The sequence below is a fragment of the Enhygromyxa salina genome (assembly GCF_000737335.2).
GTDB lineage: Bacteria > Myxococcota_A > Polyangia > Nannocystales > Nannocystaceae > Plesiocystis > Plesiocystis salina_C.
The window spans coordinates 21,622-37,151 of sequence record NZ_JMCC02000052.1 but is presented as its reverse complement, the minus strand read 5'-3'; the positions used below and the strand labels follow the sequence as shown (position 1 = coordinate 37,151).

At 67.1% G+C, this 15,530-nt stretch carries 14 protein-coding genes; 11 read left to right on the top strand and 3 right to left on the bottom strand.

What is annotated here, in order from left to right; genetic code table 11:
- Window positions 1-44: 44 nt before the first annotated feature.
- The gene (locus DB30_RS20430; protein ID WP_165703857.1) at window positions 45-746 is read right to left on the bottom strand and encodes a hypothetical protein; all 702 of its coding nucleotides are present in this window, start codon (window positions 744-746) and stop codon (window positions 45-47) included.
- A gap of 119 nt (window positions 747-865) precedes the next feature.
- Here DB30_RS20430 and DB30_RS20425 point away from each other — a divergent pair, with 119 nt between their 5' ends.
- On the top strand, window positions 866-1,558 hold the full coding sequence (locus tag DB30_RS20425; RefSeq protein ID WP_052551531.1) for a MotA/TolQ/ExbB proton channel family protein: 693 nt from the start codon (window positions 866-868) through the stop codon (window positions 1,556-1,558).
- Window positions 1,555-1,977: an ExbD/TolR family protein gene (locus DB30_RS20420; protein WP_052551529.1), complete on the top strand. Its 423-nt coding sequence runs from the start codon at window positions 1,555-1,557 to the stop codon at window positions 1,975-1,977. The genes DB30_RS20425 and DB30_RS20420 overlap by 4 nt, the downstream gene beginning before the upstream one ends.
- Here the strand turns inward: DB30_RS20420 and DB30_RS20415 are convergent.
- Window positions 1,974-2,246, bottom strand: coding sequence for a hypothetical protein (locus DB30_RS20415; RefSeq protein WP_052551527.1), 273 nt, complete (start codon window positions 2,244-2,246; stop codon window positions 1,974-1,976). The two genes, DB30_RS20420 and DB30_RS20415, sit on opposite strands and share 4 nt — an antisense overlap.
- A 26-nt stretch (window positions 2,247-2,272) precedes the next feature.
- Entirely contained in the window at window positions 2,273-2,659 is a 387-nt protein-coding gene (locus DB30_RS20410) for a response regulator transcription factor (RefSeq protein ID WP_165703856.1), read from the bottom strand.
- Window positions 2,660-3,097: 438 nt separating this feature from the next.
- Here DB30_RS20410 and DB30_RS20405 point away from each other — a divergent pair, with 438 nt between their 5' ends.
- From DB30_RS20405 to DB30_RS20365, 9 genes are all read left to right on the top strand, one after another.
- A complete protein-coding gene (locus DB30_RS20405; protein ID WP_052551523.1) occupies window positions 3,098-3,742 on the top strand; it encodes an RNA polymerase sigma factor in 645 nt (214 codons plus the stop codon).
- A 1-nt stretch (window position 3,743) separates the two neighbouring features.
- Entirely contained in the window at window positions 3,744-5,084 is a 1,341-nt protein-coding gene (locus DB30_RS20400) for a FecR domain-containing protein (protein WP_052551521.1), read from the top strand.
- A gap of 51 nt (window positions 5,085-5,135) precedes the next feature.
- Window positions 5,136-6,227: a hypothetical protein gene (locus tag DB30_RS20395; RefSeq protein WP_052551519.1), complete on the top strand. Its 1,092-nt coding sequence runs from the start codon at window positions 5,136-5,138 to the stop codon at window positions 6,225-6,227.
- A 185-nt stretch (window positions 6,228-6,412) separates the two neighbouring features.
- Window positions 6,413-8,140: an FG-GAP repeat domain-containing protein gene (locus tag DB30_RS20390; RefSeq protein ID WP_052551517.1), complete on the top strand. Its 1,728-nt coding sequence runs from the start codon at window positions 6,413-6,415 to the stop codon at window positions 8,138-8,140.
- Window positions 8,141-8,214: 74 nt separating this feature from the next.
- On the top strand, window positions 8,215-9,966 hold the full coding sequence (locus DB30_RS20385; protein WP_052551515.1) for an FG-GAP repeat domain-containing protein: 1,752 nt from the start codon (window positions 8,215-8,217) through the stop codon (window positions 9,964-9,966).
- A gap of 168 nt (window positions 9,967-10,134) precedes the next feature.
- The gene (locus tag DB30_RS20380) at window positions 10,135-11,169 is read left to right on the top strand and encodes a 3-oxoacyl-ACP synthase III family protein (protein ID WP_052551513.1); all 1,035 of its coding nucleotides are present in this window, start codon (window positions 10,135-10,137) and stop codon (window positions 11,167-11,169) included.
- Between the two features lie 94 nt (window positions 11,170-11,263).
- Window positions 11,264-12,055 carry a hypothetical protein gene (locus tag DB30_RS20375; protein WP_052551511.1) on the top strand — a complete coding sequence of 264 codons (792 nt, stop codon included), beginning with the start codon at window positions 11,264-11,266 and terminating at the stop codon, window positions 12,053-12,055.
- Window positions 12,056-12,177: 122 nt separating this feature from the next.
- Window positions 12,178-13,623 (top strand): S8 family peptidase, encoded by a 1,446-nt coding sequence (locus DB30_RS20370; protein WP_052551508.1) that lies wholly within the window; start codon window positions 12,178-12,180, stop codon window positions 13,621-13,623.
- A 333-nt stretch (window positions 13,624-13,956) separates the two neighbouring features.
- Window positions 13,957-15,426 carry an HNH endonuclease signature motif containing protein gene (locus DB30_RS20365; RefSeq protein ID WP_146659812.1) on the top strand — a complete coding sequence of 490 codons (1,470 nt, stop codon included), beginning with the start codon at window positions 13,957-13,959 and terminating at the stop codon, window positions 15,424-15,426.
- Window positions 15,427-15,530: the final 104 nt, after the last annotated feature.

Below are 15,530 nucleotides of genomic sequence, written 5' to 3'. Positions count from 1 at the left end.
GCGAGCGCACGCGACCGCGTGCCTCGCGGGTCCGGTTCTAACTTTTACTCGCAGACGTTGTCGCCCCAGCCACCTGTGCAGTTGTCGGTGACGCAGTTGGAGTCACCGAAGCAGGGGTCGCCAACGCTCCCGTCCCAGCACGTGTCCATGAAGCAGTACAGCCCGTCGTCGGGGCACGATCCCCAGTCGCCGCAGGGCTCACCGTCGCCATCGATCCCACAGTCGTCGAGGTTGACCGTGCAGTCCCCGGAGCACGCGATCTGACCGGGGCCCTCGCCGAAGTCGGCGCAGGCCTGCCCGCCAAGATCGCTGCCATCGCAGGCCTCGCCGGCTTCCATGATCCCGTTGCCACAGCTGGGCTCGAGGCAGCCCGAGGTGTCCAGCGTGCAGTCCCCGGCGCAGCTCAGCTCACCACCAGGAAAGCCGACGCTCTCGCAGGTCCTCCCGCCGAGATCCTCGCCGTCGCACTCTTCGGGCGCCTCCGTGACGCCGTTACCACACATGGCCCCGGCGTCGCCGTCTCCCGACTCGCCGTCCCCATCGCCCGTGTCACCGTCTCCGTCGCCCGGATCGCCGTCGCCATCTCCCCCCTCGGCCTCGCTGCCCTGCGCGTCGTCCGATCCGTCTTCGGACTCGGTGTCGTCGGCGGCCGACGCCCCACCGTCGCCGATCCCAAAGGTCGCAGGTGAGCAGCCCAGCGCGAGCGCAGCGAGCACAGTCGAACCAGTCGTCCTCCATAAAGTCATGGGGCTATCGAAGCGCAAGCCGGGCGTCACGTCCATCGCGAGATCAAGCGCAATATGCGCGGCCCAAATTTGCCCTCGAACGGGCGGGGTCGCATGCTTGCCCGCCCAGACCCTCAGCCATGGATCTCGCGTACTTCTTCGAACAAGGCGGCCCGCTCATGTGGGCCATTCTCGCGGGCGCCGTGATCGGTCTGTTCGTGTTCTTCGAGCGGCTGTACTCGCTGCAGCGCGGCCGCGTGGTCCCGCGCGGGTTCGTGGATCGGATCCGGGCGATGGTCGCCAAGGGTCGGACCAGCGAGGCGCAGCTGCTGTGTGAAGAGAACCAGTCCAGCATCGCGCGCATGATGGTCGCGAGCTTGCAGGCGTTCGCCGACGGCAAATCTCGCGCGGAGATCAAAGAGGCCGTCGAAGAGGTCGGCGGTCGCGAAGTCGCGCACCTCGACAAGAACGTCGAGATCATCGGGACCGTGGCCTCGGTCTCCCCGCTGCTTGGTCTGCTCGGCACCGTGGTCGGCATGATCCAGGTGTTCCAGCGCTTCGTCGACGCCTACGCCCAAGGCCAGGCAACCCCCGACGTGTTCGCCGAGGGCATCTGGACCGCGTTGATCACCACCGCGTACGGCCTGATGGTCGCGATCCCGATGCTGATCCTCTACAAGTTCCTGCAGACCCGCAACGATCGCCTGATCGTCGAGATGGAAGAGGACGCGCTGGGCATCGTCGGGCTGCTCGACGAGAGCTTGCTCGAGCAGGCGCGCAAGCGGGCCAGCGAGCGGGCCGGCGATGGGGGCAGCGACGGAGCGCCCAAGTGAGCCTGACCAACCGCGACTCCGGGCACCTCCGCCACCGCCGCCGGCAGCAGGCCACCCTCGTCGATCTCACCCCGTTGATCGACATCGTGTTTCAGCTGCTGATCTTCTTCTTGTTGACCGCGACCTTTCAAGAGAGCTCCTCGCTCGACGTCGATCTCGCCCGCGCCAAGAACCAGCAAAAGACGCAGAAGACGGAGGCCGTGATCGTCTCAATTAGCGCGCTCGGGGCGTTCGAGGTCGATCAGATCCTCGTCGATCCCGGCGCGCTCGAGAGCTATCTGTGCGCGGAGTCGAACACGGGCAAGCGCACGCTCCATATCCGCGCGGACAAGAACAGCAAGCACGAAGATCTAGTGATGGCGATGGATCTGGCCAAGACCTGCGGGTTCGAGAGCCTGGGAATTCTTCACCAAAACTAGACCTGTCCGATCACCCAGCCTTGGGCGGCGGCGCTGATGATCTCGCGTAGGCGGGGATCCAATGGACGGGTCAGCTCTGACGCCTCTAGGTCGTCGGGCTCGACATCGAGCGGGCGGGTGTCCAGCGAGCCCACGTGGGTGTCGAAGAACTCGATCTCGTACAGGTAACGACGGCGATGGGCGCGTCGCCGCGTCCCCGCCACGAGTCGCCGCGCCTCGTCCAACTCGCGCGACATCGCCGCATGATGTGGGTGGTTGACGGTCTTCATGCTCACTCCTCGCCAGCCTCACTGCCCTATCCAATTGTACGCCCCGAGGCCATGGCGTCGATCACCGCGTTGAGCGGGCGCAACTGCAGTGGTTTCGTCATATACGCATCAGCCCCAAGCGCAATCGCTCGGTCGTGGTCGGCGCTGGAGTGCTCCGCACTGAGCATGAGCACAGGCACGCAGGCATGGACCGGGTCGCGGCGCAGCTGGCGAAGTAGACCAAAGCCGTTGATCATCGGCATGTCGACATCGAGCACGAACAGGTCGAAGTCGTGGCGCCGCAGCAGCTCGAGCCCCTGGTAGCCGTCCGCCGCGATCGTGCAGTCAAACCCCTTGGCCTCGAGCGCCCGGGCGACCCGCTCGGCGATGAAGCGGCAGTCGTCCACGACCAGCGCCTTCGGGCGCGGCTCCAAGCAGATGGCCTCACTGCCACCCAACGACCGCGCAACCGGGACACCAGCAGAACGAGGGCGACGCGGGGTGAGAACGGGAATTGAGCCTTGCATGTCCACTGTGAGTCGAGTGTTCGCCCCACTGTCCTTTGGACCAGGTAATTTATGTAAGCTTAGACAAGGCTTTTTTCTGGACTCCAGGGGGGCGTGCTGGACACTCATGGTGGACCTCTGGACCCCCCCACGCGCCAGGCCCTCACCTTCATGCAGTGCCACACCCTCGACGAAGCCCTGACTTCGCAGCCAATCGTCCCGCAAGGGGCAATGCGCTGCGATGATCGGCTGATCGCAGATCGACTCGCAAGCGGGTGGGCGCGGCAGCTTGCGGGCGTACTTGGTCTAAAGGACACTCATGACAGGTCGCGGGCGGTGTGGGACACTAGCCGACCCGGCGTCGACATGAGCTCACGCCCCTTTCCGGTCGAAACTGCAGCGGAGCCGGAAGACCACCCGGCCTCCGTCGACATGGACTCGACACTGAGTGACAGCAAGCTCGCGGAGGCGCTGCGAGCCGGAGACGGATCCGCCGTTGCTCAGTTGTTCGATCTCTACGGTCGCCACGTCGAGCGCGTCCTGATCCGCACGATCGGACGCGACGCCGAGATGGAAGACATGGTCCAGGACGTGTTCCTGGGCGCCTATCGAAGCGGGCCCAATTACCAGGGCGACGACGCGCAGCTCAAGGCTTGGATCAGCCGCATCGCGGTGTTCACCGCTCGCGGGTACTTGCGCAAGCGCAAGCGTCGGTGGTGGCTCCGCTCCGCCGACCCGGCGCAGATGCCCGAGCTGAGCTCCAAAGAGCCAAGCCCACACACGGCAGAAGTCCTGCGGCGCACCCACGCGGCGCTCGACCTCATGGACGCTGACCTGCGCATCCCCTTCGCCCTGCGCGAGCTCGAAGCCATGGAGCTCGCCGAGATCGCGGAGGCTTGCGATTGCTCGGTGTCAACGATCAAGCGCCGGCTGGCCCGGGCACGAAAGACCTTTGATCGGCTCGCCAAAAAAGATCCGATCTTGCGCGACTGGTTGGGAGACGACAGTTAAAATGGGCAACACGAATCAACACTCGACCTCGCGGTTGCTGACCGCTGTTCGTGAAGCTCAGGACCAAGCGCTGCGACTCGACGATCCCAACGAGCACGCCCGCGCCCGCGCCCGCCTGCTGCAGGCCGTCGACGCCAACGGTCGCGTCGAAGTGGCGCCCACAACCGGCTCTCGCGGCCTGGGCTGGCGCTTGGGGGTTGGCACCTTGGCTGCGGCCGCGTGCACGTTCGCGTTGATCGTTGCGTGGCCTGGTGGCTCGTTCAACCACGGTCCCGATCAACTATCGGCGGCCACCCTCGCGTTCGAGCTCGACGGCCACGAGGTCGCCACCGCAGAGCTCGGCGACGAGATCACGGCCGGTCAGACCCGCCGCTTGCTCGCGTTCTCGGACTCCACGGCGGTCGAGCTGGCGCCGGGCGGGCGCATGCACATCGCCGACATCCGCAGCAACGGCGCGAGCGTGGTGCTCGACGCTGGCGAGGTCGCGCTGTCGGTCCACCACGAGCGCGACACCAGCTGGCAGGTCGTCGCCGGTCCATGGCAGGTCCACGTGACCGGCACCCAGTTCAGCGTCGCGTGGGAACCCGCGGTCCAGAGCTTCCGGGTCGCCGTCATCGAGGGCTCGGTTCGCGTCGAGGGTCCCGACGGTGACATCACCAACTTGCGCGGCGGCGACACGCTGATCCGCGAGCGGGGCAAGGCAACCATCGAGCCCGAGACCCAGCTGGCCGGCGTCACGGGTGATCCGAGCGACGACCCCCCTGGCCCGGGCGCAGAGCTCGACGGCGAGCCCGTCGCCAGCCTCGACCCCACGGCGTCCGGCGTGGACCTCGAGCCCAGCAAGCCGAGCGCGCCCAAGCCTGCGCAAACCAAGCAGCTGAGCTGGGACCAGCACTTCGACAACAGCGAGTACGCCGCGGCTTGGCAGGCGCTGGCGCGGCTGCCGGGTGGCATCCACGGCGAGGCCAAGCAGGCCAACGCCAACACCTTGCTCGACCTCGCTGACGTCGCCCAGTACACCAAGCACGGCGACGACGCTCGCAAGCTGCTCGAGCAGCTGCGCCAGCGGTTCCCCGCCAGCGACGAAGCCGGCAAGGCTGCGTTCGCGCTGGGTCGGCTCGCCGCCACCGGCGGCTCGCAAGCCCAAGCAGCGAGCTGGTTCGAGCTGTACCTCGACGAAGCACCCAACGGCTCGCTCGCTGGCGACGCGCTCGCTCGCTTGATCGACAGCTACGACGCGCTTGGGCGCAAAGCTGACGCGAGCGCAGCGGCCAAGCGCTACCTCGCTCGGTTTCCCAAGGGCTCGCACGCCGACAAGGCTGCTAAGATCCTGGCTCGGTAACGAGTCGTGACACCTACAGCACGCCCTCTTCGCGTCCGGTCGCGATGGTATGTGCGGGCGCGGCAGGCCGCGGTCGCGGGGCTGTGCGCGCTGGTCATGCGCGCCAGCTTGGCAGCGGCAGCGCCACCGCCAGCAACGCCGCCAGCAGCTGACGACGCGGCCCCGGCTGCGGCCGAGCTGGTGCTGATCCGCGTGGTGCCCGACGACAAGCACGTCACCGCCCGGCTGCGCGCCGAGCTTGGCGTCATGGCCCTCGACAGCGCGCTCCTCGACGTCCCCGCTGACGCGCCCGCGCTGGAGACCGAGCTGCTCGATCGCCTCGATCAGGCGGGCGCCAGCGCGGCGATCGAAATTACGATCGACGAGCAGCGCATCGAGGTCTGGGTCGCTGACGGAGCCACGGGCAAGACGCTCACGCGCCGCTTCGATCTCGCCCTCGACCCCGAGCAAGCCGAGCCTCGCACCCTGGCGATCGCGGCGGTCGAGCTGCTGCGCGCGTCTCGACTCGAGTTCGCACGCGAAACCGTGCACAGCGGCGAAGCACCTGCCCCCGACTCGAGCGACCCGCAAGCAACCGAGTCCGAGCGCCCGCCAGACGCGGATCGCCCCGAGCAAGCGCCCCCGCTGACCCGCGGCGCCCTCAGCCTCGCGCCCATGATCGGCGGCGGCCCTGGGGGCTTGGGCGTCACGACCCACATCGAGCTCGCCGGCCGCTGGACGCCGGGCGATCGGTTCGCGCTGCGCGTGGCGTTGTGGCTGCCAAGCCTTGGCAACAGCGTGGCCAACGAGCAGGGCCGCGCGCGGGTGTTCGTGGGCATGGCCTTCATCGAGCCGCAGCTGCGGCTGCCCGGGGGCGCCCCGTGGTTTCATCCAGAGCTCGGGCTTGGACTCGGCGCGGCGATCACCGGGATCGATGGCGCCGCCAACCCGCCGTTTCGCAGCAACACCAGCGTGCTCGCAGGCTTCGCCTCGCACGTGCACCTCGGCCTTGGGTTTGCGCTCACGCCACGGCTGTGGGCGCGACTCGACGGCTACGTCGGCGCGGTGTTGCCACAGCCCACCGTGGTGTTCGTCGACGAGGTCGTCGCGGGCTACGGGCTACCGTTTGCGACCGGGTCGTTGGGCTTGGAGATCTGGATCTGAGCATCGTGTCGCGCCGGTAATGGCGAACACATGGTTGGCAGTCCGCTGTCACCCAGGGATCAGTTCGTAGTCTCCAACGCGCTCATGATCCAAGTGGAACACGGTTCCAGACCTGGCACCCAGTGGTGCACCTTGTGAAAAACTGTATATTAGCTTGCATCGGTTGGTCATCTAGAACTCACGGCATGAGCGCCAACTCCACCTTCTGCTCGCTCTTGATCATGCCGCTGCTGGCGGCTGGCGTTGGGTGTAGCGTCCCAGGCCACGCAATTTTGGCGGCCGAGACCGGCACCGGTGAGACCGGCGGGGACACGTCAACCGAGCCTGGGACGCTGACCGACTCCGGCGGCGAAACTAACGGTGACGGCGATGGCGACGACCCGGGTGAAGGCGACACTGCAGACCTCGATCTGCCCGACGACCCCGCGCTCGTCCCCTCCCCCGCCTGCACGATCGACCCCGCGCAGCTCGACGGCGCGCTCCCGTGTGGGCTCGAGCCGCCCAGCGATGTCATCGCGCCAGTGACCGCGTGGACGTGGACCGGCCACGACGGCGAAGACAGCGTGTTGGTGACCCCGCTCGTCGCGAACCTCGACGACGACAACGGTGATGGCTTCGTCGATCTGTGCGACGACCCCGACATCGTCGTCGCCGCCGTGCACCTGCCTCCGGGCAAGACCGACCCCTGGCCGGTCGGACACCTGCACCTGATCAACGGAGCCAGCGGCGCGACCACTCGCGTGATCCCAACGGCGATCGACGCGTCGATCAACCCCGCGCTGGCCGACCTCGACGGAGACGGCATCCCCGAGATCGTCGCGCTGCAGGCCCAAGGACCCAACAGCCCCTACCAGCTGACGCAGCGGCGCCTGATGGGGTTTCGAGCCGACGGCGAGCTCGCGTTTGCCGGCGAACACTGGCAGCTCTCGCGCGGCGGCGGAGCCATCTCGATCGCGGACCTCGACAACGACGGAAGCCCCGAGATCCTCGCCCCCGAGTATGTGACCAACGCAACCGGGCAGCTGCTGTGGGCGCCCAGCAACCCCGCGACAGCGTACTCGATGCCGGTCGCCGTCGATCTCGATCTCGACGGTGATCTCGAGGTGTTGTTTGGCGGCACCGCGTACGACCACGACGGCAGCTGGCGGTTCGACACGCCCACCGTCCCGCAAGATCGCGGCAGCGTGGCCGTCGCCAACTTCGACGACGACGAGTTCCCCGAGCTCTACGTGCAGCACGACGGCGAGCACGCCGTGCTCGAGCACGACGGCACCGTCAAGGCGGTGTGTCCAACCGGCAACGTCGACATCTCTGGCGCGGGCGGCTACCCCGTCGCGATCCGCGACCTCGACGGCGACGGCCGTGCCGAGCTGGTGTTTGGGTTTCAGGACAAATTTTACGTGCTGTCGATCGAAGCCAACGCTTGCGTGCTCGCGTGGTCGAAGAAGACCGACGCACCCGAAGGGCTGTCGAGCGGGACCTTGTTCGACTTCCTCGACGATGGCCACGCCGAGGCCATCTATGCCGACCGCTCGCGCGTCAAGCTGTACTCGTCAACCGGCGAGCTGTTGTTTCAGATCAACCACAGCGCACGCGAGAGCATCGCCAACCCGGTGGTCGCAGACGTCGACGGCGACGGCGCCGCCGAGATCCTGATTGTGTCGAGCGCGCCGCTGGGTGCCGAGTCCATTAGCCCCAGCCTGATCGTGCTCGAAAACGCTGACGATCGATTCGCCGCTACCCGGCGGGTCTGGAATCAACACACCTATCACCACAGCAACATCAACGAAATCGGACAAGTCCCCAGCTTCGAGCCGCCCCATTGGCACGCGGCGAATAGTTTTCGTGCCAATAGCCACGCCTACGAGGGCGATCTTTGCATCCCTCCGGCACTGCCTGCCGAGGGCCCTTGAGCCATGAGCGCGCGTCGTTTGATCCAAAGACGCTCGCAGTGACGCTCGATTTGCGATATCATCCAGTGTCACCAATGGTTGCTCGCTACACCGCCTCGCTGTTGATGGCGCATCTCGCATGCGCAGTCGCTGTCGGCGTCGCGGGCTGCACGGTCGAGGGCATCGCGATCTTGCCCGGCCTCGACGAGGGTGCTGATGGGTTCGGCGATGATCAGGACGAAGGGCTAGGCGAGGGTCAGGGCACTGGCACCGACGGCGCCAACACGGATCACGACGGCGGCAGCAACGAGTCCGACGACGCTGGCTCGGCGATGCTCGACCTGCCTGCCCCTGGCGATCACGAACCGCTCGAGCAAGCGTGCGTGGTCGCTGACAACATCCTCGACGCCCCACTTCCGTGCGACGTGGGCCCAACCAGCGTCACCATCAATCCGGTCGTCGCGTGGACGTGGACCGGGCCGGCGGGTGAAGACAGCGTGATCGTCACCCCGCTCGTCGGCAACCTCGACGACGACAACGAAGACGGCATCGTCGATCTGTGTGATCGGCCCGACCTCGTCGTCCTCGCCGTCGACCTGTCGGCGAACGCGAACAAGAAAGACACCTTCGTTCCCGCTGGCCACATCTACGTGCTCGACACCAAGACCGGTCAGACAAAGTGGACCTTCGCCACCCCTGTCGACGCCACCGCGACCCCAGCCCTCGCCGATCTCGACGGTGACGGCACCGCAGAGATCCTCGCGTTCGAGCGCAGCGAAGAGTCCCTTGGTCAAGTCGGCGAGCGGCGGGTGATCGCGTTCGAGGCCGACGGCAGCGTGCGCTGGATCAGCGACACCTGGGTCTGGTCCGACGGCGGCGGCGGCTTGGCGGTCGCCGATCTCGACGCCGACGGAAGCCCCGAGATCCTCGCCCCCGAGCACGTGCTCTCGGCCGACGGCCAATTGCTGTGGGCACCCGCCAACCCACCGCCAGCAGACTCGGTCCCGATCGCAGCCGACCTCGACCTCGACGGCGAGCTCGAGGTCCTGTTTGGCCGCAGTGTGTTCGCCGCCGACGGCACCGAGCTGTTCGAGCTTCCGCTGCCCGGCAACAAGAACCTGGGCGTCGCCGCGATCGCCAACTTCGACGACGACGCGTTCCCCGAGATCTACATCCAGGCCGCGCAACACCACATCTTCGAGCACGACGGCCAGCCCAAGGCGCACTGCGGCGCGGCCGGGGGCGCGGGCAAGGGCAGGCCCGTCTCGATCCTCGATGTCGACTCGGACGGCCAGGCCGAGCTGCTCGCCCACCACGGCACCTGGTTTCGCGCGACCACGATCGTGAATGGCCAGTGCGCGCCGCTGTGGTCGGTCAAGGTCAACCACGACTCAACCAGCGCCGCGATCGGCTTCGACTTCCTGGCTGACGGCAGCGCCGAGACCGTGTTGGCGGACCTCGACTGGGTCCGTCTGTACGGCGCGCAAGGTGACGCGGTCGCGCAGATTCAGCGCAGGGCTCGGCCCTCGTCGGCCAACCCCGTGATCGCGGACGCCGACAACGACGGCGCCGCCGAGCTGATCATCGTTGGCAGCGAGCCGATCGGCGGGTACGGGGAGCTCGAAGATCGCGCAAGCGTCATCTACGTGCAAAACGCCGACGACCAGTTCGCCCCGACCCGGCGGATCTGGAATCAGCACGCCTACCACGTGACAAACATCCGCGAAGACGCGACGGTCCCGGTCGAGCAGGAGCCCCACTGGCAGACGGCGGGGAGCAACAGCTTCCGCAACAACGTCGCGCCCGGCTACCAGGGTCCGCTGTGCCAGTCGGGCCCTGCTGACTGAGTCAGGGGCTGACCATCTGAATCAGGGCTGACCACGGTTTGGTCAGGGTTTGGCGGCAGGCTTTGAACAGTGGTTCGAAACGCCGTCATGCGAGCAGAGCGTGCGAAGCTCGGTGCGCATCGGCGCGCGCGCGCTTCGGTGTTACATTTCCGCGACCACGGACGCCTCGTGACCAACGCATACATCTCGGGAACTGGGTTCTATGTGCCGCCGCGGGTGGTGACCAACGACGATCTCGTCCGCGAGTACGCGATCGAGACCACCGACGAGTGGATCGAGCAGCGCACCGGCATCCGCGAGCGCCGCTTCGCCGCCGACGGCGTGGGCTCGGCCGACCTCGGACTCGAAGCCAGCAAGATGGCGCTAGAGGCCGCCGGGATCGCGCCGCACGACCTCGACATGATCGTGTTCGCCACGCTCTCGCCAGAGCACTGCTTCCCCGGGTCGGGGGTGTACCTGCAGGACAAGCTGGGGCTGTGCGCGGGCCAGAACATCAAGTACGTCCCCTGCCTCGACATTCGCAACCAGTGCTCGGGCTTCTTGTACGGCACCCAGGTAGCGACCGCGATGGTCGAGTCGGGCCAGTGCAAGCGGGTGCTCGTCGTTGGCGCCGAGACCCACTCGCACGCGCTCGACCTGTCGACCCGGGGTCGCACGGTCGCCTCGCTGTTTGGCGACGGAGCCGGCGCCGCCGTGTTCGAGGGGACCGAAGAAGACAAGGGCATCCGCGGGATCTGGCTGGGCGCCGACGGCTCTTGCGCCGATGTGCTCGCCCAAAAGATCTGGAACATCCGCGACTTCCCCTTCGTCGAGCTCGACGACGAGGGCTTCGGTCGGATCCCACCGCAGACCTTGTTCGCGCAGATGGACGGCAAGACCGTGTTCAAGCACGCCGTCACCAAGCTCGCGGGCGCGTTGATGCAAGCGCTCGGTGAGACCAACACCAAGATCGAAGACGTCGATCTGTTCGTCCTGCATCAGGCCAACAAGCGCATCAACGAGTACGTCGCCAACAAGCTGCTGAAGGTGCCGGAGCACAAGATCGTGCACAACATCGAGCGCTACGGCAACACGACCGCCGCGACGATCCCGATCTTGCTGGCCGAGTCGGTCCGCGATGGAACCTTGAAGCCCGGCATGAAGATCGCGCTCGCGGCGTTCGGCTCTGGGTTCACCTGGGGTTCGGCGATTATTGACTGGTGAGGGACTGGTGAGGGATTGGTGAGGGACTGGTGAGGGATGGGTGAGGGATGGGTAGTCGCTTGATCGGGCCTGCTCACAACCGGGGGTGCGGCTAGTGCCCTCCTCCGCGCTCGAGCAAGCCGAGCTGCAGCTGCTGTGGTCGCTCGACGAGGGCACCGACCATGCGCGCCGCGGTCACGCGTATGTGTTTGCTGAACCACAGCGCGCGCGCTGGGTCAGCCTCGAGCACAGTCCAAGCGCGACGCCACACATGCTCGAGCTCCTGGCTCGCTGGCAGGCGGCTCACCCACCCAGCGAAGATGCCAAGCTGCGACGGATGACACACTGGGCCGACCCGGCGGGGCGCTGGCGGTTCCACGGAGATCTTGGCGGCGTGCGCGAGCTGCTTGGAACCCTCCCGCTGGTTCACGAGCTTGGTGACGCGTCGGCCTCGTCGCTGCCCGAGCTGCCGGAGGCGTTCGTGCGTGAGCCGATCGGGTGCCTGGTCCGCGCGCAGCTCGGGCCGCTGGACTGGCCGGCCGCCCTCGAGGCGCCGCAGGTGTGTGTTGGCCCGCTCGGGCTCGTCAGCGCCCGCGAGCACACACAGGTGGTGGTTTGCGCCGCGCGACCTGGCTCGATCCACGCGGGATCTGGGCAGACGCGGACGGCTGCGGTCTGGCGCTCGGAGGATGAAGGACGCAGCTGGGCGGAGCTTGGCTGGGAGCTCGACCCCGACCACGAGCAACCACGCGCCTGGCCACCGGAGCAGGTCGAAGGTGTTCGGCTCGACGCCGCCGACGTGGTGATCGAGTGGGATGATCCGTGGATCGACTGGGAGTCCGGCGATCAGTGGCGCGGCGTCTTCGTCCACGCTGATCAACGCTGGCGCGTCAGCACCCGCGACTGAACCCAAGGCCCCCGGAGGGCCTGAACAAAAAACATCTCCATCGACATCGTCAGTTCGGACTCGTGTCGCACTCCCTGTTTGGTAGCCGAGCCGCATCGGCGCTCAACCCAAGGAGCTGACACATGTACGACCGCGATTCCCTCGACCAAGACTTCCGCCGCGTCCACGGCGATCCAACCACCACCGACACCGTGCTCGCCGCCAAGCGCGAGCGCGGCCTTCGTTTCATCATCGAGGCCAACCCTGGCCAGAGCCTCGACGAGGTCGAGGCGGTGTTCGCCGCCATCCATCCGCAGTTCGAGGTCGAGCCGCTGTTCCCCGCGACGACCTTCGATCCGGTCGCCGCGGGGGCGCAGCCGCCGTTTAGCCTGTACCTCTCGGGTCACGTCGCGACGCTGCCGGGTCTGGCCATGGAGGACCTCGGCCAGGACATGCTCGACATCGCCGCCGAGGCCCGCACGCAGGGTGACTTCGTGAACGTCGCAGCCGACATCGCGATCGAGAACCTGTGCCCCGACACCGTCGAGGAGATCGATGATGTCGAGGCCAGCGGCATCGGCTCGGCCTGGGCCCTGATGCAGATGAAGGTTCCACAGGCATGGGAGGCTGCCGGCGGCAATCGGGGTCGGGGCGTCTCGATCGGCCACCCGGACACGGGGTGGAGCGACCACGCCGAGTGGGATCACGGCGGCCTCGACATCTCGCGCCAGCGCAACTTCATCCCCAACGAGGAGCCGAACGACGCCCGCGACCGCTTCACGCAAGGCGGCACCCTGCAGCCCGGTCACGGCACGCACACCGCCGGGGTCATGGTCTGCCGCGGTAGCGTCTCCAACGGTCGCACGGCGGCGCCGGGCCTGGTCACGGGCGTGGCGCCCGACGCCGTCAACCTGCCGCTGCGCGCGATCACCTCGGTGATCTTGTTCCCCGGCCAGGTCGAGGTCGCGCGCGCGATCGTCTACGCGGTCCAGCAGCGCTGTCGGGTGATCTCGCTGAGCCTCGGCGGCGTGCTCGGTGGGCACCTCGGCGCGCCTGCTCTGGCCGGCGCGATCGAGTACGCGGTCCGCCAGAACTGCATCGTCGTGGCGGCATCGGGCAACTACCCCGACTTCATCCCGCCCGGCTTGCGCTTCACCGTCGAGCCCGCGTCGTGGGCCAACGTCGTCGGCGTCGCCGGCTCCACGCGCGAAGACAAGCCCTGGGAGTCGTGCGGTCGTGTGCCGTATGGCTCGGTGACGATCGCCGCGCCCAGCCACGAGGTGCCGATGACCATCGCCGTGCCGCCGGGCACCAACCGCCATCGCTACGGGCTCGGCAGCGGGACGTCCTACGCGACCGCGCTGATCGCCGGCGTGGCGGCGCTGTGGCTCTCGCACCACTTCAACGGTGAGTACCGCGGCCCCGGCACGGCCCAGGAGATGTTCATCGCCCACCTGCGTCGGACCGCCCGCAAGCCGGCGGACTGGAACACATGGTTCGGCCCGGGCATCGTCGATGCCCACCGCATGATCGCCGAGCGGCCGCTGCTGCTGGATGTGCCCGTCGAGCCGGCTCGCGCTGTGTCTTGAAGCCCGCTCACCCGAGCTGCGCCCGCACCTGTCTAGCGTGCTGCGGCTCAGCTCGGGTGAGTCCGCCAGCTCGCTGAACGCCCGCTCGAGGCGAAGCGGAGGCGCTGCGCTCCCTCGAGATTGACACGCGAAAATGTTGGTTGGAGATCGGGCTCTGACTCGCATGTGTCATTTGAAAGGAGGCCACAGATGCCATCCCACGAGGAACCGACAGCTGGGACGCGGTCACGGAGCGAGTTCCCAGCTCGCTCGCGACGCGCTCGGAATTCTCTGTGAGGCTCGTGTTCACTCATTGGCACTTGATCTGAATGCCGGACTATGTACAATGTATAAATGTCCGATGTCGCGACATTACATGATCCGTTGAGCCAAGAACAGCTTCGGGCGATAGGCGATGAGATCGCTACATTTGCCGCACGGATCGACGTCGCGGAGCATGCCCTCATCACGCGGCTTCGGGTCTTCGATGCCCACGAAGCCTGGGGCGGCACGGGGTTCCTCTCATGTGCGCACTGGCTCAGTTGGCGGACTAGCATTGGGCTAAAGGCGGCACGCGAAAAGGTCCGGGTTGCGCGTGCGCTCGGCACATTGAAGGCGGTTGATGCGTTGTTTAGCCGGGGTGAGCTCAGCTATTCAAAGGTCCGGGCGATAACCCGCGTCGCCACGCCCGAGAACGAGCAAGAGTTCATTGACGCTGCGGTCCACGCGACCGCGTCGCAGATCGAACTTCTGACGCGGGCCTACAAGCGCTGCCGCGTAGAACCAGAGATCCCTGGCGAGCTGCCGCGAGACCAGCGCCGCTTCGTCCGACGAGCCGAGACCCGTGGGGGCATGGTGCGCATCGAGATGCAGTTGACCCCGGAAGAGGCTGCTGTGGTCTGGGAAGCCATGCAATCCGCCATGTCTACCGGCGAGGAGGAGGCTTCCGCGGAAGCCTGCGTGGCGCCGGCGCCGACCGATCAGGCGCCCCAAGCACAGGCTTCCGCGGAAGCCTCCGCTGATCCGCCGCAAGCAGAGGCTTCCGCGGAAGCCTCTGCGACGGCGAGCATGCCTGCAGATCCTCTGTCCGCCACGTACGGCGAGCAGCTGCAGCAACAGCAGGCCGACGCGATCGTCAACATCACGCGGGCGTATCTACAGCACCGCCCCCGCACGCTCAGTTCCGGCTATGAGCTGGTCGTCATCACCTCAAAGGACCAACTCGAGCACGGCCCCGGTGGGGTCGGTGGGTTCTTGCGTGATGGCACACCAGTCCCGCTGCACGTGGCGCGCATGCTGGCGTGCGACAGCGCCCGGGTCGACGTCGTGACCGGTGCGGACGGGCAGCTACTCGACGTCGGACGCAGCACGCGTTCGATCCCCTCCGCGATCACGCGCGCGCTGTGGCTGCGTGACGGCGGGTGCCGGGTGCCGGGCTGCGGTCGAAAGCGGCACCTTCATGGTCACCACATTCAGGCGTGGGCTGAAGGTGGGCCCACCCGCTTGGCAAATCTAGTGCTCGTCTGCCCCGGCCACCATCGCATGATTCACGAGGGCGGGCTCTTGGTGGACGTTCGAGCTGACAAGATCATGTTCATCGATCAGCGCGGTCACACAATACTGGCCGCGCCGCCGCGCGTCGGGGGGAACCAAGAGTTAGAGGCGCTCGAGCGGTTCTTGCAAGAGGCGGATCTGCACATCGATGCCAGCACGACAACGCCCAAGTGGGATGGTCGGCCGATGAACCTGTCGGACACGTTGGACTGGATGTTCATCGCCGACAAGAGCCGGGCGGTGGGTACGCGCGTGGTGACGACCCATTGAGCGATTATCCTGGCTGCGGGCACTGCGATGGGCTGGCTGCGCTGCGGGGTGCGTTGGGGTCGGCGGCGCTGGCCGTGCGCGGTGGCCTACCACAGAAAAGACGG

What these genes read in the sequence shown, in the direction of transcription:
- DB30_RS20400 (WP_052551521.1), top strand. Translation starts at nt 3,744, where the DNA reads ATGGGCAACACGAATCAACACTCGACCTCGCGGTTGCTGACCGCTGTT.
- DB30_RS20405 (WP_052551523.1), top strand. Translation starts at nt 3,098, where the DNA reads ATGAGCTCACGCCCCTTTCCGGTCGAAACTGCAGCGGAGCCGGAAGAC.
- DB30_RS20385 (WP_052551515.1), top strand. Translation starts at nt 8,215, where the DNA reads ATGGTTGCTCGCTACACCGCCTCGCTGTTGATGGCGCATCTCGCATGC.
- DB30_RS20415 (WP_052551527.1), bottom strand. Translation starts at nt 2,246, where the DNA reads ATGAAGACCGTCAACCACCCACATCATGCGGCGATGTCGCGCGAGTTG.
- DB30_RS20365 (WP_146659812.1), top strand. Translation starts at nt 13,957, where the DNA reads ATGTCCGATGTCGCGACATTACATGATCCGTTGAGCCAAGAACAGCTT.
- DB30_RS20425 (WP_052551531.1), top strand. Translation starts at nt 866, where the DNA reads ATGGATCTCGCGTACTTCTTCGAACAAGGCGGCCCGCTCATGTGGGCC.
- DB30_RS20390 (WP_052551517.1), top strand. Translation starts at nt 6,413, where the DNA reads ATGAGCGCCAACTCCACCTTCTGCTCGCTCTTGATCATGCCGCTGCTG.
- DB30_RS20430 (WP_165703857.1), bottom strand. Translation starts at nt 746, where the DNA reads ATGACTTTATGGAGGACGACTGGTTCGACTGTGCTCGCTGCGCTCGCG.
- DB30_RS20370 (WP_052551508.1), top strand. Translation starts at nt 12,178, where the DNA reads ATGTACGACCGCGATTCCCTCGACCAAGACTTCCGCCGCGTCCACGGC.